Below are 17,989 nucleotides of genomic sequence, written 5' to 3'. Positions count from 1 at the left end.
AATACCTTCCCCCTCGGAACTAGCTTGATGACTTTACTATAGCAAAAAATCAGACTTTTCCACAAGCACAGGCGCCATCATAAAATCTAAGGCCTCTCGAGGTGATTTTTCCACAGCGATGAGCCACCTCTGATAAATATGTGGAAAAAACAGTAGAAACAGTGGAAAGTTTATCCATGGCTTGCAAAAAATGTCAAAAAAGGCTACACTAAATAACGATATGCCAAAGCGAACATTTCAACCACACAAGCGACATCGCGCCAAGACGCACGGTTTTCGAGCTCGTGTTTCGACCAAGGCTGGTCGCACTGTTCTGAAGCGCCGTCGCCTCAAGGGTCGCGCCAAAATCGCTATCTAAATGTAAACTCCCGCCTCGCCTAACAGGGCGGGATTTTGCTATACTGGACCTATGTTACGTCACGTCAACCGATTTCATGGTCATGGTAGCCTGCGCTACGTCTATATGCGCGGGCAGGCAATTCGCTCGTCGCAGCTCACTATGAAATATATTGCTAATCCGCGCCGTCGCCATGGTCGGTTTTCGGTAGTGATTAGCAAAAAGGTGCTCAAGTCTGCCGTTAAGCGCAATCGTGTTCGCCGCCGAATTTACGAAATTATCCGACTAGAATTGCCGCATGTTCGGGGCGGGTTTGATGTTGTCATTATGGTGTTTTCGCCGGAGGTGCTACTGATGTCGCATGACAATTTAAGAACGGCAGTAAAACAACTCTTTTCGCAAGCCGGGCTGTATAAATAGCGCCACCTCTGGTATAATGAGGACATGAATATGTTTGATGTGGTTATTGTGCAGCCAATTTTTAACTTGCTGATGGCGATTTACGCGCTGATCCCGGGCGGCGATTTTGGAGTTAGCGTTGTACTATTTACAATAATTGTGCGGTTACTCTTGTGGCCACTGGTTAAGAAGCAACTCCACCAGGCTAAAGCGATGCGCAAGATACAGCCCGAGCTTGCCAAGCTGAACAAAAAATATAAGAGTAACCCACAGATGCGGGCAATGGCGATGATGGATGTGTATAAAAAACATAACATCAAGCCGATGAGCTCTATCCTAGTACTTCTTATCCAGCTGCCGGTGCTGATCGCGATTTACCGTGTGGTACAGATATTCGTACTGCAGCGCTCAGAGCTCGCCAAGTACACCTACGACGTAATGGAGCAGTGGGGGCCGGTCAAGCACTTGATCGCCAATCCAGATCACTTTAACCAGAATTTCTTGGGGCTGATGGACTTGACGAAGCAAGCGTTATCATCAAACGGCGTATCAATCGGGTTACTCATCCTCGCTCTGGTAGCTGCCGTTTTACAGTATTTATTATCAAAGCAAATGTCGCCAAGTTCGGACAGCAAGAAGCGACTACGTGATGTGCTGATGGAGGCCGGTGAAGGCAAGAACGCCGATCAAACCGAAGTTAACGCCATTGTCACGCGCAAAATGATGAAGGTTATGCCGGTGTTTATGTTCCTTATTATGATCAGTCTGCCGGGGGCGCTGGCGCTCTACATGGCAACCTCAAATATCGCTGCTTATATCCAAAACGCCATTATTCTCAAGCAAGACGGGACAGAAATGCAACAAATTGCCGGCGAAAAGCGTTCGCCAAAATCTACGAGCAAGTCAGCAACCACGTCAGTGAAAAAATTAAAAGTCGCTTCGCAACGAGCGGCCACAGCGACTGAGGCGAACATTACGCGGATAAAGGCGAAGGATTAAGGAGGCTATATGGATCAAATCGCGACCATTGAATTTGTCAAGAAATACCTAGAGGACTTTTTGGCGTTCTTTGATCTCAATCTGGATGTCGATGTTAGTGTTGAAGACGATGTTATCAAGGCCGTTGTGCCGTCGAGTGAACGTAATAGCTTGCTGATTGGGCGGAATGCGGAGACACTGCGGAGTCTACAGACGGTGGTGTCGGCAATTTTACGCAATCGTCAAGCGGCACTAGTTCGAGTGAATATTGATATTGCTGATTATAAAAAGCAACACGCCGAAAAGATTGCTGACAAGGCGCGCGGCTGGATCGAAGAGGTGCGACGGACGGGCGAGACGAAAATTATTGAACTAAATTCGGCCGATCGCTGGGTGGTGCATCACGTGGCGAGCGACTATAGCGATATTGAGACCCACTCTGAGGGCGAGGGCCGTGCACGGCACTTAGTAATCTCGCAGAAGAGCTCTTAATCTTTGAAGACAACGTTGGTATAGAGCAGGTAGTTCCAGATGAGGCTGGCGACGGTGGCGATGAGCTTGCTAATAAACAGTGCTACTGGCTGACTGAAATTAAAGCTAATGAAAATTGGCGCGAGTAGCGCAATAATGATAGTCTGGATTACCCAGAGACCAAACAGGGTGACGAGGGTAAAGAGGAGTAGCTGGCGACGAACATTACCGGTGCGTGAGCGAAAGGTGAACGATCGATTAGCAACAAAGCTAAAGCTAAAGGCGATGGTGGTTGAGATGATGTTAGCTAATTCTTTTGGTGTGCTAATAAGCCAAGTTAGCATAAACAATATACCAAAATCAATGGCGGTATTAATGGTACCGATAAGGAGGTAGCGAAGTTTGGTGGCGTGGTTGGTGATGTAGTGTTTGAAACGAGCCATAATGATAAGTATAACCCATAAACCCTAGTTGGTGCGATGTTTTTTAGCGGCAATGGCCTCCTTGAAAGCAGTGATGAGGCGATCGGTATTATTCTGCCAGGAAATAGTATTGAGATGAGCCTGAACCTCAGTTTTCATATCAAGGCGTGCTTTTTGCGGGTCAGCGATAATAGAGAGCATTTTTTTCATGAAGTCGTCGGGATTTTTAGGCTGAGCGTAAAGAACCGCATTTCCACCAGCCTCGCGGAGTACAGGAATATCGGAGGCAACAACCGGCGTACCGCTAGTCAGCGCCTCAACAATCGGCATACCGAATCCTTCGTAAATGGAACTCATGCAAAAAAGGTCTGCTTGCTGATAAAACGCAGGTACATCTTCTTGGGGGACGTATCCCGGACGGACAATATGTTCACCTGCAGCCTGGGCTTCAGCGATGGCACGTTCAGTAGTTTCGGTCTTCCAGCCCTTACCGCCAGCCAACACTAACGAATATTGTTTGCGGATTTTTTCTGGCAGGGCCCGAAAAGCAGCAATCATTGTCGGTAAATCCTTGCGCGGTTCGAGATTGCCGATTGAAAAGATATACCGCTTGGTTGGTAAGTTGTATTTGGTGGCGACGTCGATTGCACCCGGTTGAGAATAAATTGGGTCAGCTGGTATTGGCGTGACGATAATTTTTGAGGCTGGCACGCCGTATTCGGCGATAATTTCTGATTTGACTGACTCCGAGACGGTAATAATGAGGTCTGCTACTCGGGTTGCATGGGCGACACGGCGGCGTAAATGGGCTAAATTACGCTGTTCAATCGTTTCAGGAAAATAAAGATAGCCAAGGTCGTGAATGACAACGGCAGTAATAGCTGCCTTACTGGTTGTCCAGCGGTCGAAATTCGGAAAAATCGCGACATCAACAGGCGAAGACAGCAGGTCGTACGGTAACGGTAGACCGTAACTCTGGAGCTTAGCAAATAGCCGCTGCGGCATGAGCGTATGTTTTTCATGCTTGATTGAGCTGTCTAGAATAGGGTCCCGATGCTTGCTCAAAAAATTAAAATAAAACGCCGAAACTTCAGTTCCTGGCGGTGAATAGCGAGCGAGACTATTGGTCAACATACGGGTATAATGACCAACCCCGGATATATTGGGGGCAGTGAGGGCAGCGGTTTCAATACGAATCTTCATACGTATATTATAAACCGTTTTCATACAAAGGAATAAACTGTGTTTTAACGATGATGTGAAAAACAAATGAGGCAAGATATTGACGGCGAGCGGCGGCGGCTAGACGTACGCGAAGCTTGGGGTTAGAATATAGCTGCTCCATGGCGCGATGCAGTGCTGTCGAATCTTTTGCGGGGACGAGGAGGCCGGTCTTGTTATGATGAATAATCTCCGGATTGCCACCAACGTCAGTGGCGATAATTGGTAGCTGGAGCATACTGGCCTCAACGAGTGAAACACTAAACCCCTCGTGGTATGTTGGATGAAGATATACGTCAGCGGTGGCAACCTCAGGGAGAGGGTCTGTTTGATGGCCACGAAAAGTGATCGGTAATCCTTTAGCTTGTTTTTCAAATTGTGAGCGATCTGGTCCATCGCCGATCAGAATGAGGCGCGTGTCGTGATGTGTAGCGTGAAGTCGTTTGAATGCAGCGATCGCTTCGCTAACTCCCTTATCAACAACCAGGCGACCGGCGATACAGAACGTGAACGGGTGGCTTTTGATGGGTGTGTGTGGTGTTTTCTGGTCGTTGACACCATTATAGATAACGGTTAATTTACGATGAATTGGTGAGGTTGACGGCAGATTATCAGAAACGAGACGGCATTCACTCTGGCTAACGAGGGTAATTGCGTCGGCAAAGCGTGCCGCCCAAGCAACCAGCTTACCAGTCGGGTTTTTATACCATACGCCGAGCTGTTTCCAGACATGTTTGAGGTCGGCGTGGTCGGTCCAGATAACATGGGCACCGATAAGCTTACCGGCAATTGACCCAGCAATAAAATCATCCTTACTCTGCAGGTGAACAACGTCAGCTTTGTAGCGATGAAATTGGATAATATAATACAAAGTGAGTAGCAGCTGCCAGAGTATATATAGTGGTGTTAATACAACTCGCCGGCCGCTCCAGTTTTGTCGAGACCACCACCAAGAGCGGCGGTAAGTCAACCGTTCGTGCTTAGCGTAGTCACAGAGCGTCGTGTGGTGACTAAAAATAACCGGCAAATGGCCCAGCTCTCGTAGTTCTTGGGCTAAGAACACTGGAAATCGCTCGCCGCCACCAAAATCATGAGGTGCGGCATTTCGTACGATAACAACTCGCAACCGATTCATTTTACAAGTATATATCTTTTTGGTGTAATTTGGTATAATCAGGGAGTGAAACATCTCTTTGGTAATGAAAAAAATCGGGCAATTTTGCGCGCAATGGTTAGCACAGACTTTAAGGTTCGCTACCAAAATTCTGCCCTCGGATACGTATGGTCGCTTCTGAAGCCGCTGTTCATATTCGGCATCTTGTATGTATTGTTTACCTATGCATTCCCACAGGGTAGTAAAGGGATTGAATATTTTGGCGTCTGGTTATTAATTGGCGTCGTGCTGTGGAACTTTTTCTCTGAGGCAACAATGGTAGGTACTCGTTCGGTAGTGGAAAATGGGCAACTAATTCGTAAGGTGGCAATCCCGAGACACCTCTTAGTGGTTGCCAGCTCCGTATCGGCGCTGATTAACCTTGGCTTGGGGATGATTGTGGTGATAATTTTTGCACTACTAAGTGGCTTGATGCCAACTTTGTTGTGGTTGCTACTAATTCCGATAATTGCTCAGCTATTTTTGCTATCAATTGGCCTATCTCTCCTGCTCTCAGCGCTTTATGTGACATTTCGTGATATCGCGTACATTTGGGAAATTTTGTTGCAGGCTGGGTTTTACGCCAGTGGTATTATTTTCGCCATTATTTATATGCCTGCAGTCATCCAGAAAGTCGCGTTTTTGAACCCTGTTACGCAAATTATTCAAGACGCCAGGCATACACTGATGCCTAGTAACCCCGCCTCTCAGACAATTTGGCAAACATTTCATAATCCGTTGTTGTGGTTTATTCCGATTATGATAACCATCGGGCTGTTTGGGCTGGGGTGGTGGTATTTCCAGCGTAAGCAACGTTCATTTGCGGAGGACATTTAGATGACGAAGCCGGCGATTATAATCAAGGATATACATAAAGAGTTTGTGCTGCCGCAAACCAAGAACTCAAGCATCAAGCATGCTTTTGTTAATATTGTCAAGAGGAATAAAAAGACCGTCCAGAAAGTACTAGACGGGGTTAGTTTTACTGTTAATCAGGGCGATTTTTTCGGCGTTGTTGGTCGGAATGGCTCGGGAAAAAGTACCATGCTTAAGATTCTCGCCGGTGTATATCAACCAACGAGTGGAGATGTCCAGCTAAACGGTAAGTTGACGCCATTTATTGAACTGGGCGTTGGCTTCAACCCAGAGTTATCTGGCCGAGACAATGTTTTTTTGAACGGGGCGTTACTCGGGTTTACTCGCAAAGAGATGGAGGCGATGTATGATGAGATCGTTGCCTTTGCTGAACTTGAACCGTTTATGGATCAGAAGTTAAAAAATTATTCGTCGGGCATGCAGGTACGATTGGCGTTTTCGGTAGCAATCAAGGCGCGTAATGATATTATGATTTTTGATGAAGTATTAGCTGTTGGTGATGAAGCCTTTCAACGCAAGTGTATCGACATATTTGAGCAATATAAAGCCAGCGGGCAGACAGTTGTCTTGGTTACACATGACATGGAAACAGTCAAGAAGTTTTGTAATCGTGCTGTGCTAATTCAGGATGGCAAGATTATTAAAGAGGGAAACCCGGTTCAGGTAGCTGACGAGTATAGTCGGCTTAACCAGGCGGTGATTGACGCGAGTATTGACCGAAATAGGCAATATACCGGTGAAAATGTTGATGTTACAATACGTGGCGCGACAGGTAAAAAACAGCGTAGCTTTAAGGTTGGCGAGACTATCTCGTTTGATATCGCCTGGCGTCACGATAAGACGCGAGCAATCATGGTTGATTTATATCGCAAAGACAGTGATTTAGTATCGAATTTTATTACTAATCGTGAGGGTTTTGCTAGGCTACCGAAGGATAAAAAACTGACACTCGATATCGAAGCAAACTTGGGCCCGGGGTCGTATTATGTTGATGTTAATCTCCTCAATCACGATGGGTCAGTAAAGTATGACGTTGCTTATCGTGCCGAGGAATTTACTATCACGAAAGACTTTTCAGTGGTTGGGCAGTCGTTTGGGGGATTAACATTGATTCCGCGGCAGTGGCGCCACGATCACAAATAAAAAGGATAGCCCGTCCAATAGTTTGGTGATCTTCTGTCTTCGTACTACTAAGCTGCTGTTTTTGTTTTTCGACGTGATGGTTTAAGCTTAATCCTGATGATATCAAGTCCCCACTTAACAACGATCTTGGCGGCAGTACGCCCGGTTGATGCTACGTTCCAAAGCTGATGGAGTCCCTTGCCAACCTGTCCCTTTTGAAGCATACGATAACCAATGCGCATGAGTACAAACGTATAGGCATGTTTATGGCTAATTCCAAAATCATGGTTAATTGGATTTTTGATATAATAGGCGAAAGCACGTTTGATGTCGGCACGACTAGTGACCGTCGGCTGAACGATATCCCAGTTGCGAAGCGAAAACTTTTTAGCGAGACGATTTTGCTCATCGCGCCGTTTAGCCGAGATGCTGCCGTCACTAATGCGATAGCGAAAAACAGGGTAAGGTACGTTGGCAAGCTCACCATGTTCGGCAAATTTACTAAACAGGTCATAATCTTCAGCCGGACAGGTGTCAGGGTAAAGACCAGCGTCAAGTGCTGCCTGGCGGCGATAAATGACCGATGAATGACAGAATTGATTAAAAATGCAAAGACCGAGTCTAATATCTTCGTTACGAGCAACGTTAAAAATAAAACCAGTTGGTACGCTATCTTGGTTCATGATTTCTGCGCCACCGCCAACCAGAACCAGGTTTTTGTTTTTCTCTAGCATAGTGACTTGAGTCCTGAGCTTGTGCGGTAGCCACTCATCGTCGCCATCAATACGGGCAATGTAGGTGCCACGCGCTTCAGTAATGCCGCGGTTGAGTGAAGCCACGAGGCCACTATTTTTTTGATTAATGAGGCGAATGCGGCTATCTTCTTTTTGAAGGCGCTGAACGATTTTTTTTGTATTATCGGTTGAGCCATCATTAATAATAAGGTACTCGAAATCAGTAAAATCTTGTGACAGCACGGAGCGAATTGAGGACTCAATGTATGTTTCGTCATTATAGGTGGCGGTAATAATTGACACCAATGGTGGTTTAACTTGGGATTTCTGTGCATTCATACGGGATATTATAGCATCTTTATTGGCAAAATATTGAAAACCCAACGATTAACTGTTATGCTTAAGCTGATAGGATAAAACAGGGGAAACAACACTATGCGAGTTAAACAAACATCGCCAAAGAGGACCAAGATTGTAATAATTAGTTTAGTAAGTGCGGTCATCGTGATTGCCATTGCAGCGGTTGTTTATGCGATAACGCGGCCACAACAAACAGAGCGGGCCAAGGATGATGCTAATTCGTCCCGAGCAAAGGAAAATAACAGCAACAAAGATGGCAATAAGAAAGTTGACGACAGTAAGACGAAGCCAGAAGAGCGCGATGGTCGAAGCCCCGATAAGCCAGCCGGTCCTGGTGAGCAACGCGGCTCAAAACGAGCAGTGACGCCAATCGTAAGTGGTTACGGTCTGAGTGGTGATCGCCAGCGTCTACAGATTGATGGCGGCGTTAACGCTATTGTCGAAAATGGTGGCAGCTGTACCTTCACGGTCTACTGGTCTGGTGGTCAAGTTTCGCGTCAAACTAGTGCGTCCGCCGGGCCGAGTTCAACAAACTGTCGCATGGCTGAAATCCCCTTGTCAGAGTTGCCGTCGGGCACTGACATGTCGATCAAGGTTGCTTACTCGTCGGGCGTATACGCCGGGGAGTCTACGAACGGGCCGTCGTTCCGTAAGGAGGGGCTACGATGATTCGGTTGCAGCGTGTGAAGTTATCTTGGCTAAAGCGTGTCGGGTATACACTGATCGTCGTTGGTGTTGTTGGTCTAGGGGTTGTCTTCTGGCCAAAAACAGGAGCATTGTCACCATGGAGTCCCGGGCGAATTATTGATGACAATGTTTTTTATGACACCAATACATTTTCAAGTGTTCAAGACATCCAAAACTTTATCAACAGTCATACGCCAGCCTGCGATACGTGGGGAACTGGGCCGTCCGAGTATGGCGGAGGTACGCGAGCGCAATATGCAGCCAAACGCGGTTGGCACGGCCCACCGTATGCCTGCCTGCGTGATTATCATGAAAATCCAAGCACGAAAGAAACCTCGTTTGAAAAAGGAGGCGGCTGGTTTGCTGGTGGCCTGTCGGTGGCCAATATTATTTGGAATGTATCAAAAGAATTCGGCATTAATCCACAAGTAATGCTTGTGACACTAAAGAAAGAACAGGGGTCGTTATTTACTGATGTCTGGCCACTCAAGAGTCAGTACAAGTATGCTATGGGCTTTGCTTGTCCGGACAGCGGACCAGGTAATACAGCGAATTGTTCAAATGAGTATGCTGGCATGTACAATCAATTGCGGATGGCGGCGCGCCAATTCCGGCTATATACTAATCGGCCGGGTGAATATCGCTACAAGGCTGGTCGGTCAAATTATATCCAGTATAACACAAACGCAGCCTGCGGCGGCTCATGGGTATATATCGAGAATCAAGCAACAGCCAACTTGTACAACTATACCCCATATCAGCCAAATCAAGGTGCCCTTGACGCCTATCCAGGAACGGCACATTGTGGCGCGTATGGTAATCGTAATTTTTGGCGCTTCTTTAACGAATGGTTTGGTTCGCCACTGAAATCTGTGCGAATTGAATCGCCGCTGTCAGTGAGAACGGAGGGGACCGGGTCAAAATTGTTTACGGACATGACCATAACTGCATCGTTCACTATCCGTAACGCCACAAATCAGCGCCGTAATCTAGGCACTATGGCAATAGCTGCCCGTGATAGCAAGTGGAACAACTATGACTTTGGTAGCCAACGGGTTATTCTTGAGCCATGGCAGACATATACCTACCGAGTGACAACTAAGTTAACGAAAGAGGAGAATTATAAATTCTGGATCACAAATTACCGTGAGGGCAACGGTTGGAGTAATAATTATCCAGAATCAGCTCCGGGCCATAGCCGCGAAGTGTCGACGTTTGTGCAGACGGCGCCAACAGTAACTTCCCCAGTAACTATTCAGAACCAACAAACTCACGTTGGGCAATCAACGCGGATCCGCTTCACGGTTAAAAACAATAGTCCGAAGCCAATCGACCTCGGTTATTTTGGCGCGGCAATTACTAGTCCGAGCGGACGAAATGCCGACGCTCGCTTTGATACGGTTAATAGCCTTGCGCCGGGTGCAACCTATGCCTATGACCAAGAGTTTATTCCACGAGAAAGTGGTCTATACAAGGCGCGAGTGAGTGGTACGCTTGACAAGGGGACAACCTGGACCGAGGCGCAGTATCCGGTGCCAACGCCAGCTAGTGCTGGTAACCGGGCGCAATTCACCATTCTCCCCAACCCCACCCTCACCCAGGGCATCACTTTCTCTAACCCCTCTCCACGTGCCGGCGAGCCAGTCACTACCACCTTTAAGATCAAGAACTTTGCCAGCCAACCCATCACCACCACTAACCGCACCTGTCTCATTATGCGCAACCAACATGGAGCAAACTATGATCTCGGCTGCCTCCAACCAACCACCATTCAACCTGGTCAAGAACAAGAATTCAAGACCACTCGCTCCTTCCCAGTTGGTGTCTACCGCGCCTACTTCTCCACCTTTGACGGCCGTACGTGGCACGAATATGCCGCTCCACCACTTGAGACTGGTAACGAGGCGGTGAAGGGTGAGATGAGGGTGCTGCAAGATGTCGTTATGTCACAGGGATTATCGATAACGCCAGCGCGAGCGCGTGCTGGTGACAAGCTGACCGGCTCGTTCACCCTGCGTAATCTTAGTTCGGCGGTGTCACAGACTGATCAGCGCTTGTGCTACATTGTTCGGGGTCCACGTGGCGAGAACCATGACCTTGGCTGTCAATCGACAAAGGGAATTGCTCCAAATAGTAGCATGCAGTTTTCGCTCAGTCGTCTTTTTGACAAGCCGGGTACGTATAGAGCCTTCTTTGCGCTATACGACGGCAGTCGCTGGCACGAAGGGGTGGCGCTACCGGGGTTGACTGGCAAGGAGGTAGCTAGCTTATCATTCACCATTCTCCCCAACCCCACCCTCACCCAGGGCATCACTTTCTCTAACCCCTCTCCACGTGCCGGCGAGCCAGTCACTACCACCTTTAAGATCAAGAACTTTGCCAGCCAACCCATCACCACCACTAACCGCACCTGTCTCATTATGCGCAACCAGCACGGAGTAAACTACGATCTCGGCTGCCTCAGGCCAACCACCATTCAGCCTAACCAAGAACAAGAATTCAAGACCACTCGTTCCTTCCCAGTCGGTGTCTACCGCGCCTATTTCTCTACCTTTGACGGTCGCACCTGGCATGAATACGCTACCCCACCGCTTGAGACTGGTAATGAGGCGGTTAGAGGGGAGATGAGGGTGCGCGAGTAGAGCGACAACTGCGGACAACTACCGCTTGAGCATGCGCCTTACTTCCGTCAAAAACCTTTTCTGCGAAAAATTACGTAGTGCCTGCTTTCGCAGAGCTTGGGCGTTAGCAAACGCTGTCTTGGGATTGTCCAGAACAACAGTTAACGCTTCAGCGTAGGCTTTTGGATTGGTGACATCATCAACAATCTGTCCATATGCACCAACAAAGTCTGCTACTCCACCAACGCGCGCTGCCACCAACGGCAATCCACACAGGGCTATCTCAATTGGTGTATTTGGCATGCCATCAAAGAGCGATGTATAGAGAAAAGCGTCATAGTTGTCAACAGGCAGTGACGGTACACCATTAAAGCCACCGCGATAATGAACCCGTGGATGGGATGGTAGTTTATGGGCGGGAAACTCGCTCGATGCATCACCGTACATATCGATGTGGACATCATCAGGCAATAGATCAGCGATAACTGCAACTAATTGAGGTAATTTCTCTGGTGATAGGCGGGACGCCCAAAGAACCCGCCTTTGACCGGCCAGCTCTGTTATCGGTGTGTACGCACTGCTATCAAGCGGCTGATGATGAACGGTGATTATATCCGCGTTATAAGCATATTCATTAACCCACATCGACTTGACGGCTTCATTGTCGGTAGTTATCTCGGCCAGCAGGTGATAGACCTGCGGTAGGTGACTGTGCGAAAAGCCAAACACTCGTCCGGTTTCATCAGTGCTTTGACTATAGGATGTAGCAATAACTTTTTTGCCGGTGGCCTTGATATACACTGCGTGATCTCGCACAAAATCATAGGCTAGCTCTGAATTGAGGATATGGAGCACCGGCACGTGGATATTTTCGATCAGTTGCTCTAGAAGTCTATATTTCTGCTCCGCAGGGAAAAATCGAGTAATTGTCCCAAACGGCACGAAATCTACGTCGATGTTAAGGCGTGGTCGCCACTCTGAGTAATTAGCGTCAACTTCATTTGTGGCAATAACCAAAACTTTCTTGCCGAGTGATGCAGCGGTGTTGGCGTAGTTAAGAGCAAATAGATCAGCACCACCACGCTTGAGCCACGGTACGAACAGCACATAATCATAGGTGTCGTTTCGTAAATCACGACATATTTGCCAGTACGCCAAGCCAACACGATAATGATCATCAGTAATTGTGTGGTATACTGTCGGCAATGGATGTGGTGGAAAAATTAGTTTCTCAATATGATGTAATGCTCGCCATTCAGCATCAAGCCACGCTGGCAGCACCTCGGTCGCCGGTGTCGACTTCTTTTTTTTGAGCACATTGCGTCCGCGTCGGATAATTGCGAGCGGTCGCTTGACTAACCCCAGTGGGATGCGAGAACGAACCATCAATTCCTTAATGGTATTTTTCGTTTGGCGCCGCTGCTCTGAGGTAGGCGTGGCAACCGAGTCAAGCTTGATGGTACGAAAGTGCGATGGACTAAAGAGTGGGTGGGCGTGGAGCACTGAGCGGCTAGTTTTTTGACGTGCCCATTCCGAGCCGGTGGCCTTACGGCGAACAAAGATAGCGGTTTCCGGAATGAGGACATTTTTGACACCATGCTGGATGAACTGACAGCTCATAAACCAATCCTCGTAGCCATATCCGGGGCTATTTGGTGTATATGGGAATTGGCGAAGTAAAGTACTTGGCGCAATAATGACCGAGTTCCATCGTCCCGAAAGTACACTCAGCAGGGTGTCGCGGTCTTTGTTAGTATGGCCGACTTTTTCGACAATGGCGCTCGCCCCCTCAAACTCAATAGTATATGCGCTATGAGCAACGTACTTACCATAGGAATGGGCTGTTAAAAATTGTACACCATCGCGCAACCAGTTAGCGCTCATTAAATCATCCGCGTCAATAAATGCGATAAAACGACCATGTGCCCTGGTGATTGCACTATTGCGAGACTGTGCGAGGTCGCCATGATCCCATTGGTGTATAGCGATCGGTAGAGCGGTATAATTACTGAAGTAGCGAATTGTTTCTTCATCGCCACGGTCAATTGATATAATTATTTCGTAAGAAATATCGCTATCACGAAGCAGGCTAACAGCACGTTCAATGGAGCGCATAGTTTTATGAGCAATAAGGCCCTCGTGATGGGCGGTAACGATGATAGATAAAAGTGGTTTCATGACGCTATTATAATTTAGGTAGTCACTTTAGTCTATTGTTAAGTTATGATACTATATGGTAAGTATTATGGAGCGAAAAAAGAGCATACTGTTTTTTGGAGTTGTCTGGGGAGTTTTGTTTTTATCTTTCTTTGGTAATATTTTTGGAGTCGGTTTGTGGCGCGAATGGTTTGATGGTTTTCAGCGCGACTCATCAGCCATAATAGAAAAAACAGCTCGTTGTAAGGAAAAATCTAGCTATAGCGGACCACTAATCGTCACTAAAAATGAAGATTATAATTCAGTTATGATGGCTGAAGATTGCGACGCCAGCCTGCTCAAACCCTATGCTTCGCAATATGGTCTGCAGGCGAGAATAATTACGGCGTTGGCGCCAAAAGATAGTGCAAAACTACCATCGTATTTTAAGAAGGTTAACGTGGTCCTGTCCGCGGTCATGGCGGTCATTATGGCTCTGGTAGCTCTTAGGGTTAGGAAATTATTTGGTTTTGTTGCTGCAGCAGTATTCGCGATACTGGTTGCATTTAGCCCGTGGATTGTCGGCTACGCCCAAAACATGTACTGGATAGAGCCGCTCATGTTTGCTCCGTTTACCTTTGCCTTTCTGAGTTACTCATACTGTAAGTCATCAAAGAAAATGTGGCTATTCTACCTCGGTGAAACCATATTGCTATTCTTAAAACTTCTGGGCGGCTATGAGTATATATCAACAATTGCTATATCTGTATTTGTACCAATCATATTCTTTGAACTCGTCAATAATAAACAAAAAGTTATCAGCCTCTGGAAGCACGCCGTCATGACATGTATCGTGGTTGTTGTGGCCTTTGTTGGTGCGTACGCAACCAACTTTATGGCACTCTCTGATTACTATCACTCCTCAGACACCGCTCTCAAGATGATTAATGAGCGGGCATCGGAGAGAGGGCTTTCGGGAATTCGAAAGATGCGAACACATGCTGTTGGTAACTTAAAGACGCTTCTACCTGAATCGTATAAATTTGCCAATCGATTCATTAATATGGAGGAGCTGGCAAAAGATAGAGGCTCAACATATCAGTATCTAGCAATAAACGCAGGTAACTATGTACTATTGCCGGCACTGAGCTTGCCGCTGTCGATCAAGGGGGTGTTTGGTGAGATCGTTCAGTCGATACTCGTTTGGGTACTTGTGGGGTATTTAGTGTTATTCTATCTTAAGAGGCGACACCCGTCCTTCAAGTATTATCGTTCATTCCTATGGTCGTTACACATTTCATTAGCTGGGGCGCTGAGTTGGTTAATTCTTATGCCTGGACATGCCTTGCCACATGCTCACATTAACGGTATCGTATTTTATATGCCGCTACTTCTGTTTGTCTATATGATAGTTGGTTTGTATGTTGGCAATATGGTTAAAAAATGGAGAAAACGTGCGTAACAAAACGGTGATAATTGGCGGTGGTTTTTATGGATTGAGTGTAGCGCTGTACCTGTACGACACCCTGGGTGTCAAGAATATTGATATTTTAGAGAAAGAAAAACAGACAATGACTCGGGCGTCATATGTTAATCAGGCTAGGGTACACAATGGCTACCACTACCCTAGAAGTATTCTAACGGGATATCGTTCGGCAGTTAATTTTCCGCGCTTTACAAAACAGTTTGGGACGGCAATTCATTCAGATTTTAATAAATACTATGCTGTTGCCAAGCATCTATCCAAGGTTAATGCGCATCAATTCAAGAATTTTGCGGATAAGATCGAGGCAGATATAGCGGTAGCTCCGCCAAACATTCAAAAAATGTTTAATAAAAATCTCATTGAAGAAGTTTTTAAGGTTAAAGAATATGCCTTTAATGCCCACGCCCTGAGAGACGACTTACTACGGCAAATTAACGATCGTCCGGGAATAACGCTTCACACTGGCTGTCGCGTTACGATGATTGATGAAACGCCAGATGGACTGTGCGTTATTACTAATGGTGGCAAATTCAGGGGCGACTTCGTATTAAATTGCACGTATGCTAACATTAACACGCTCCATCGTGCATCAAATATACCGCTTGTTGGCTTGAAGCATGAAGTTACAGAGATGTGTTTGGTGAGCTTGCCGGAGCATCTAAAGGACTTTAGTATTACGGTGATGGACGGTCCGTTTTTCTCTATTATGCCGTTTCCCTCCAGGGGATTATATACACTCTCTCATGTCAGGTATACGCCGCACGAGTCATGGGTTGACAACGAGGATACGCCGGCTGAAAAAATTGACACACACGCCTATCTCGACAAAAGTTCTTTTCAGAGTAATTATAAACAAATGTATAACGACGTGGTGCGTTTTATCCCAGCCCTCAAGGACATGAAATACGAGGAGTCGATCGTTGAGGTAAAGACAGTGCTCGTTAAGAGTGAAGATGATGATAGCCGTCCTATTTTGTTTAAGGCCCACTTGGGTTACAACGGGTATGTTTGTATAATGGGCGGTAAGCTAGATAATATTTACGATGTGTACGAGGAGTTAGACAAGCTATATGGCAAGAAATAGTTCAACTAAGACAAATAAAAAATCGAGTAAACAAGACATCTTTGTGTCGGTTATTGTCGTAACGTGCGACTTTGATGGTTTTCCCGACTATTGTCGCAGGCTCTCACAGAGATTAATGGGTAGCTACACAAATTATGAGATTATAATTGTCGATAATGATTTGAGTCAAAATAGTGTGATTGCTGTTAGTGGACTCCTTGATGAATTACCGTGTATGCGGCTTATCCGCCTCTCTCGACAATACACATATGACATCGCCATTATTGCTGGTCTCGAGGGGGCGATTGGCGATTATGCGGTAGTAACTAATCCCGCTATTGACGGCATAGAGGATGTAATGAACATTGTTGAGGCGAATAAAAAACACGATATCGTGCAGGGTGTTGCCGACATAACCACAAAGCGCCTTTTGTCAAAATCTGGTATCGGTCGCAGGTTGTTTTATTGGTATAATCGTAAATACATCAATATAGATATTCCACTACAAGCAACATATCTTATATCTCTTAATCGTCGTGCCATACGAGCGATAACTCTATCAACTCGACATGATAGCCACATTCGGCACATGATAAGGACTATCGGCTATTCATATACCGAGTATACCTATTCACCTCTGGTTGATCCTGTAAAAAAACATGGCTTCGGGCGGGGGACACTAGAGGCGCTCGATATCATTACCAGCCACTCGACGCATCCGCTCCGCTTTATGTCGTGGGTTGGGTTCTTTGCCAGTGTTGTGAACTTGGTGTATGCGCTTTATGTTGTAATCATAGCCCTTACCAAAAAGAATGTTGCTGAGGGCTGGGTGTCGACGTCGCTTGAGCTATCAGGAATGTTTTTCATCCTATTTTTATTTATGGTGATTCTGTCCGAATATATTGGCAAGATATTAGTGGAATCACGGCGGGATGCTCGGTATTATGTGCTTGATGAGCTAAGTAGTACAACGTCACTAGCAAATGCAGAAAGGAAGAATATTGCATCATGACAAAAACCCCCGTAGTCAATAAACAAGATCATATTCGTCAAGACCATCCGGAGTGGGAGTTTCCAGACTTTGAAGTAAATGAAATAAACAAGAAAAAGCACAAATATTGCGTGTGTGTTTTCGTCATTAATGAAGGAGAGCGAATTCAGAAGCAATTACAAAAAATGAAGCCGTTAGCAAAACAGATTGACATTATAGTAGCTGATGGTGGTAGCACTGATGGTTCACTTGAGGCTGATTTCTTGAAATCTCAAGACGTACGCGCTTTGTTGACGAAAAAAGGCAAGGGCAAATTGAGCGCACAGATGAGGATGGCGTTTGCCTGGGCTCTTTCTGAGGGTTATGAAGGAGTGGTCGTTGTTGATGGCAACGGCAAGGATAGTATAGAGAGAATTCCTGACTTTATTAAGCTGCTTGACCAAGGATATGACCACATTCAGGGCTCACGGTTTATACCAGGTGGTAAGGCGGTAAACACACCGCTTTCGAGAGAGATAGGTCTTCATCTTATTCATGCGCCGCTGATAAGTCTTGCGGCTGGTAAGAGGCATACCGATACCACAAATGGATTCCGCGCCTACAGTGCAAAGCTACTTAAAGACCCAGATATTGCCGTATTCCGTGATATATTTCAAACCTATGAGCTTCATTACTACCTCGCTATCGAGAGTAGCCGCCGCAAACAATATAAAACGGCCGAAACGCCAGTGGTACGAACCTATCCGAAGAAGGGCAAGACACCAACAAAAATCAGCCCAATTAAGGGGAACATGCACGTTCTGAAGGTGTTATTCTATGCGGTGGCCGGTAAATATCGCAAGCATAAAAAATAGCCTCTCAAAATTTCACATCCAGTCTGCGTTAGTAGCAGTGTGTATGCTAGCGCTACTTGTTATTGTTTTCTATCCTGG

The 17,989-nt window shown here is 46.4% G+C and carries 17 protein-coding genes; 12 read left to right on the top strand and 5 right to left on the bottom strand.

The window, feature by feature from the left end:
* Window positions 1–220 precede the first annotated feature (220 nt).
* Genes rpmH through GWK78_04485 form a run of 4 tightly spaced genes read left to right on the top strand, consistent with a single transcriptional unit; the run spans window position 221 to window position 2,206 of the window.
* Entirely contained in the window at window positions 221–358 is a 138-nt protein-coding gene (gene rpmH, locus GWK78_04500) for a 50S ribosomal protein L34 (GenBank protein ID QHU94247.1), read from the top strand.
* Between the two features lie 51 nt (window positions 359–409).
* Window positions 410–757 carry a ribonuclease P protein component gene (gene rnpA, locus GWK78_04495; GenBank protein QHU94246.1) on the top strand — a complete coding sequence of 116 codons (348 nt, stop codon included), beginning with the start codon at window positions 410–412 and terminating at the stop codon, window positions 755–757.
* 24 nt (window positions 758–781) lie between these two features.
* On the top strand, window positions 782–1,735 hold the full coding sequence (gene yidC / locus GWK78_04490; protein ID QHU94245.1) for a membrane protein insertase YidC: 954 nt from the start codon (window positions 782–784) through the stop codon (window positions 1,733–1,735).
* Between the two features lie 9 nt (window positions 1,736–1,744).
* Window positions 1,745–2,206 (top strand): KH domain-containing protein, encoded by a 462-nt coding sequence (locus GWK78_04485; GenBank protein ID QHU94244.1) that lies wholly within the window; start codon window positions 1,745–1,747, stop codon window positions 2,204–2,206.
* Here the strand turns inward: GWK78_04485 and GWK78_04480 are convergent.
* The 3 genes from GWK78_04480 to GWK78_04470 form a co-directional block, all read right to left on the bottom strand.
* The gene (locus GWK78_04480; GenBank protein QHU94282.1) at window positions 2,203–2,571 is read right to left on the bottom strand and encodes a GtrA family protein; all 369 of its coding nucleotides are present in this window, start codon (window positions 2,569–2,571) and stop codon (window positions 2,203–2,205) included. The two genes, GWK78_04485 and GWK78_04480, sit on opposite strands and share 4 nt — an antisense overlap.
* Window positions 2,572–2,652: 81 nt before the next feature.
* On the bottom strand, window positions 2,653–3,810 hold the full coding sequence (locus GWK78_04475; GenBank protein QHU94243.1) for a glycosyltransferase: 1,158 nt from the start codon (window positions 3,808–3,810) through the stop codon (window positions 2,653–2,655).
* A 7-nt stretch (window positions 3,811–3,817) separates the two neighbouring features.
* The gene (locus GWK78_04470; protein QHU94242.1) at window positions 3,818–4,963 is read right to left on the bottom strand and encodes a glycosyltransferase; all 1,146 of its coding nucleotides are present in this window, start codon (window positions 4,961–4,963) and stop codon (window positions 3,818–3,820) included.
* 45 nt (window positions 4,964–5,008) lie between these two features.
* Between GWK78_04470 and GWK78_04465 the strand changes: the two genes are divergently transcribed.
* Together GWK78_04465 and GWK78_04460 are read left to right on the top strand one after the other, a co-directional pair.
* Window positions 5,009–5,818, top strand: a complete 810-nt coding sequence (locus GWK78_04465) for an ABC transporter permease (protein ID QHU94241.1) — start codon at window positions 5,009–5,011, stop codon at window positions 5,816–5,818.
* Window positions 5,819–7,000: an ATP-binding cassette domain-containing protein gene (locus GWK78_04460; GenBank protein QHU94240.1), complete on the top strand. Its 1,182-nt coding sequence runs from the start codon at window positions 5,819–5,821 to the stop codon at window positions 6,998–7,000.
* Window positions 7,001–7,047: 47 nt separating this feature from the next.
* On the opposite strand, the gene GWK78_04455 is transcribed toward GWK78_04460, so the two are convergent.
* Window positions 7,048–8,052, bottom strand: a complete 1,005-nt coding sequence (locus GWK78_04455; protein ID QHU94239.1) for a glycosyltransferase — start codon at window positions 8,050–8,052, stop codon at window positions 7,048–7,050.
* A gap of 96 nt (window positions 8,053–8,148) precedes the next feature.
* On the opposite strand from GWK78_04455, the gene GWK78_04450 reads away from it, so the two are divergent.
* Together GWK78_04450 and GWK78_04445 are read left to right on the top strand one after the other, a co-directional pair.
* Window positions 8,149–8,742 carry a hypothetical protein gene (locus GWK78_04450; protein ID QHU94238.1) on the top strand — a complete coding sequence of 198 codons (594 nt, stop codon included), beginning with the start codon at window positions 8,149–8,151 and terminating at the stop codon, window positions 8,740–8,742.
* Window positions 8,739–11,402, top strand: coding sequence for a hypothetical protein (locus GWK78_04445; GenBank protein ID QHU94237.1), 2,664 nt, complete (start codon window positions 8,739–8,741; stop codon window positions 11,400–11,402). The genes GWK78_04450 and GWK78_04445 overlap by 4 nt, the downstream gene beginning before the upstream one ends.
* A gap of 18 nt (window positions 11,403–11,420) precedes the next feature.
* Here GWK78_04445 and GWK78_04440 read toward each other — a convergent pair whose 3' ends face one another.
* Window positions 11,421–13,559 carry a glycosyltransferase gene (locus GWK78_04440; protein QHU94236.1) on the bottom strand — a complete coding sequence of 713 codons (2,139 nt, stop codon included), beginning with the start codon at window positions 13,557–13,559 and terminating at the stop codon, window positions 11,421–11,423.
* A gap of 67 nt (window positions 13,560–13,626) precedes the next feature.
* Between GWK78_04440 and GWK78_04435 the strand changes: the two genes are divergently transcribed.
* Genes GWK78_04435 through GWK78_04420 form a run of 4 tightly spaced genes read left to right on the top strand, consistent with a single transcriptional unit; the run spans window position 13,627 to window position 17,911 of the window.
* Entirely contained in the window at window positions 13,627–14,979 is a 1,353-nt protein-coding gene (locus GWK78_04435) for a hypothetical protein (GenBank protein QHU94235.1), read from the top strand.
* Window positions 14,972–16,087: an FAD-dependent oxidoreductase gene (locus GWK78_04430; GenBank protein QHU94234.1), complete on the top strand. Its 1,116-nt coding sequence runs from the start codon at window positions 14,972–14,974 to the stop codon at window positions 16,085–16,087. Before GWK78_04435 ends, GWK78_04430 begins: the two co-directional genes overlap by 8 nt.
* Entirely contained in the window at window positions 16,074–17,078 is a 1,005-nt protein-coding gene (locus GWK78_04425; GenBank protein QHU94233.1) for a glycosyltransferase, read from the top strand. The genes GWK78_04430 and GWK78_04425 overlap by 14 nt, the downstream gene beginning before the upstream one ends.
* Window positions 17,075–17,911, top strand: a complete 837-nt coding sequence (locus GWK78_04420; protein ID QHU94232.1) for a glycosyltransferase — start codon at window positions 17,075–17,077, stop codon at window positions 17,909–17,911. The genes GWK78_04425 and GWK78_04420 overlap by 4 nt, the downstream gene beginning before the upstream one ends.
* Window positions 17,912–17,989: the final 78 nt, after the last annotated feature.

This window comes from Candidatus Saccharibacteria bacterium oral taxon 488, from assembly GCA_010202845.1.
In the GTDB taxonomy this organism is placed as follows: Bacteria; Patescibacteriota; Saccharimonadia; order Saccharimonadales; family Saccharimonadaceae; genus Nanosynbacter.
Note: the sequence above shows the minus strand (reverse complement) of the source record. Positions and strands in the feature narration are given on the sequence as shown.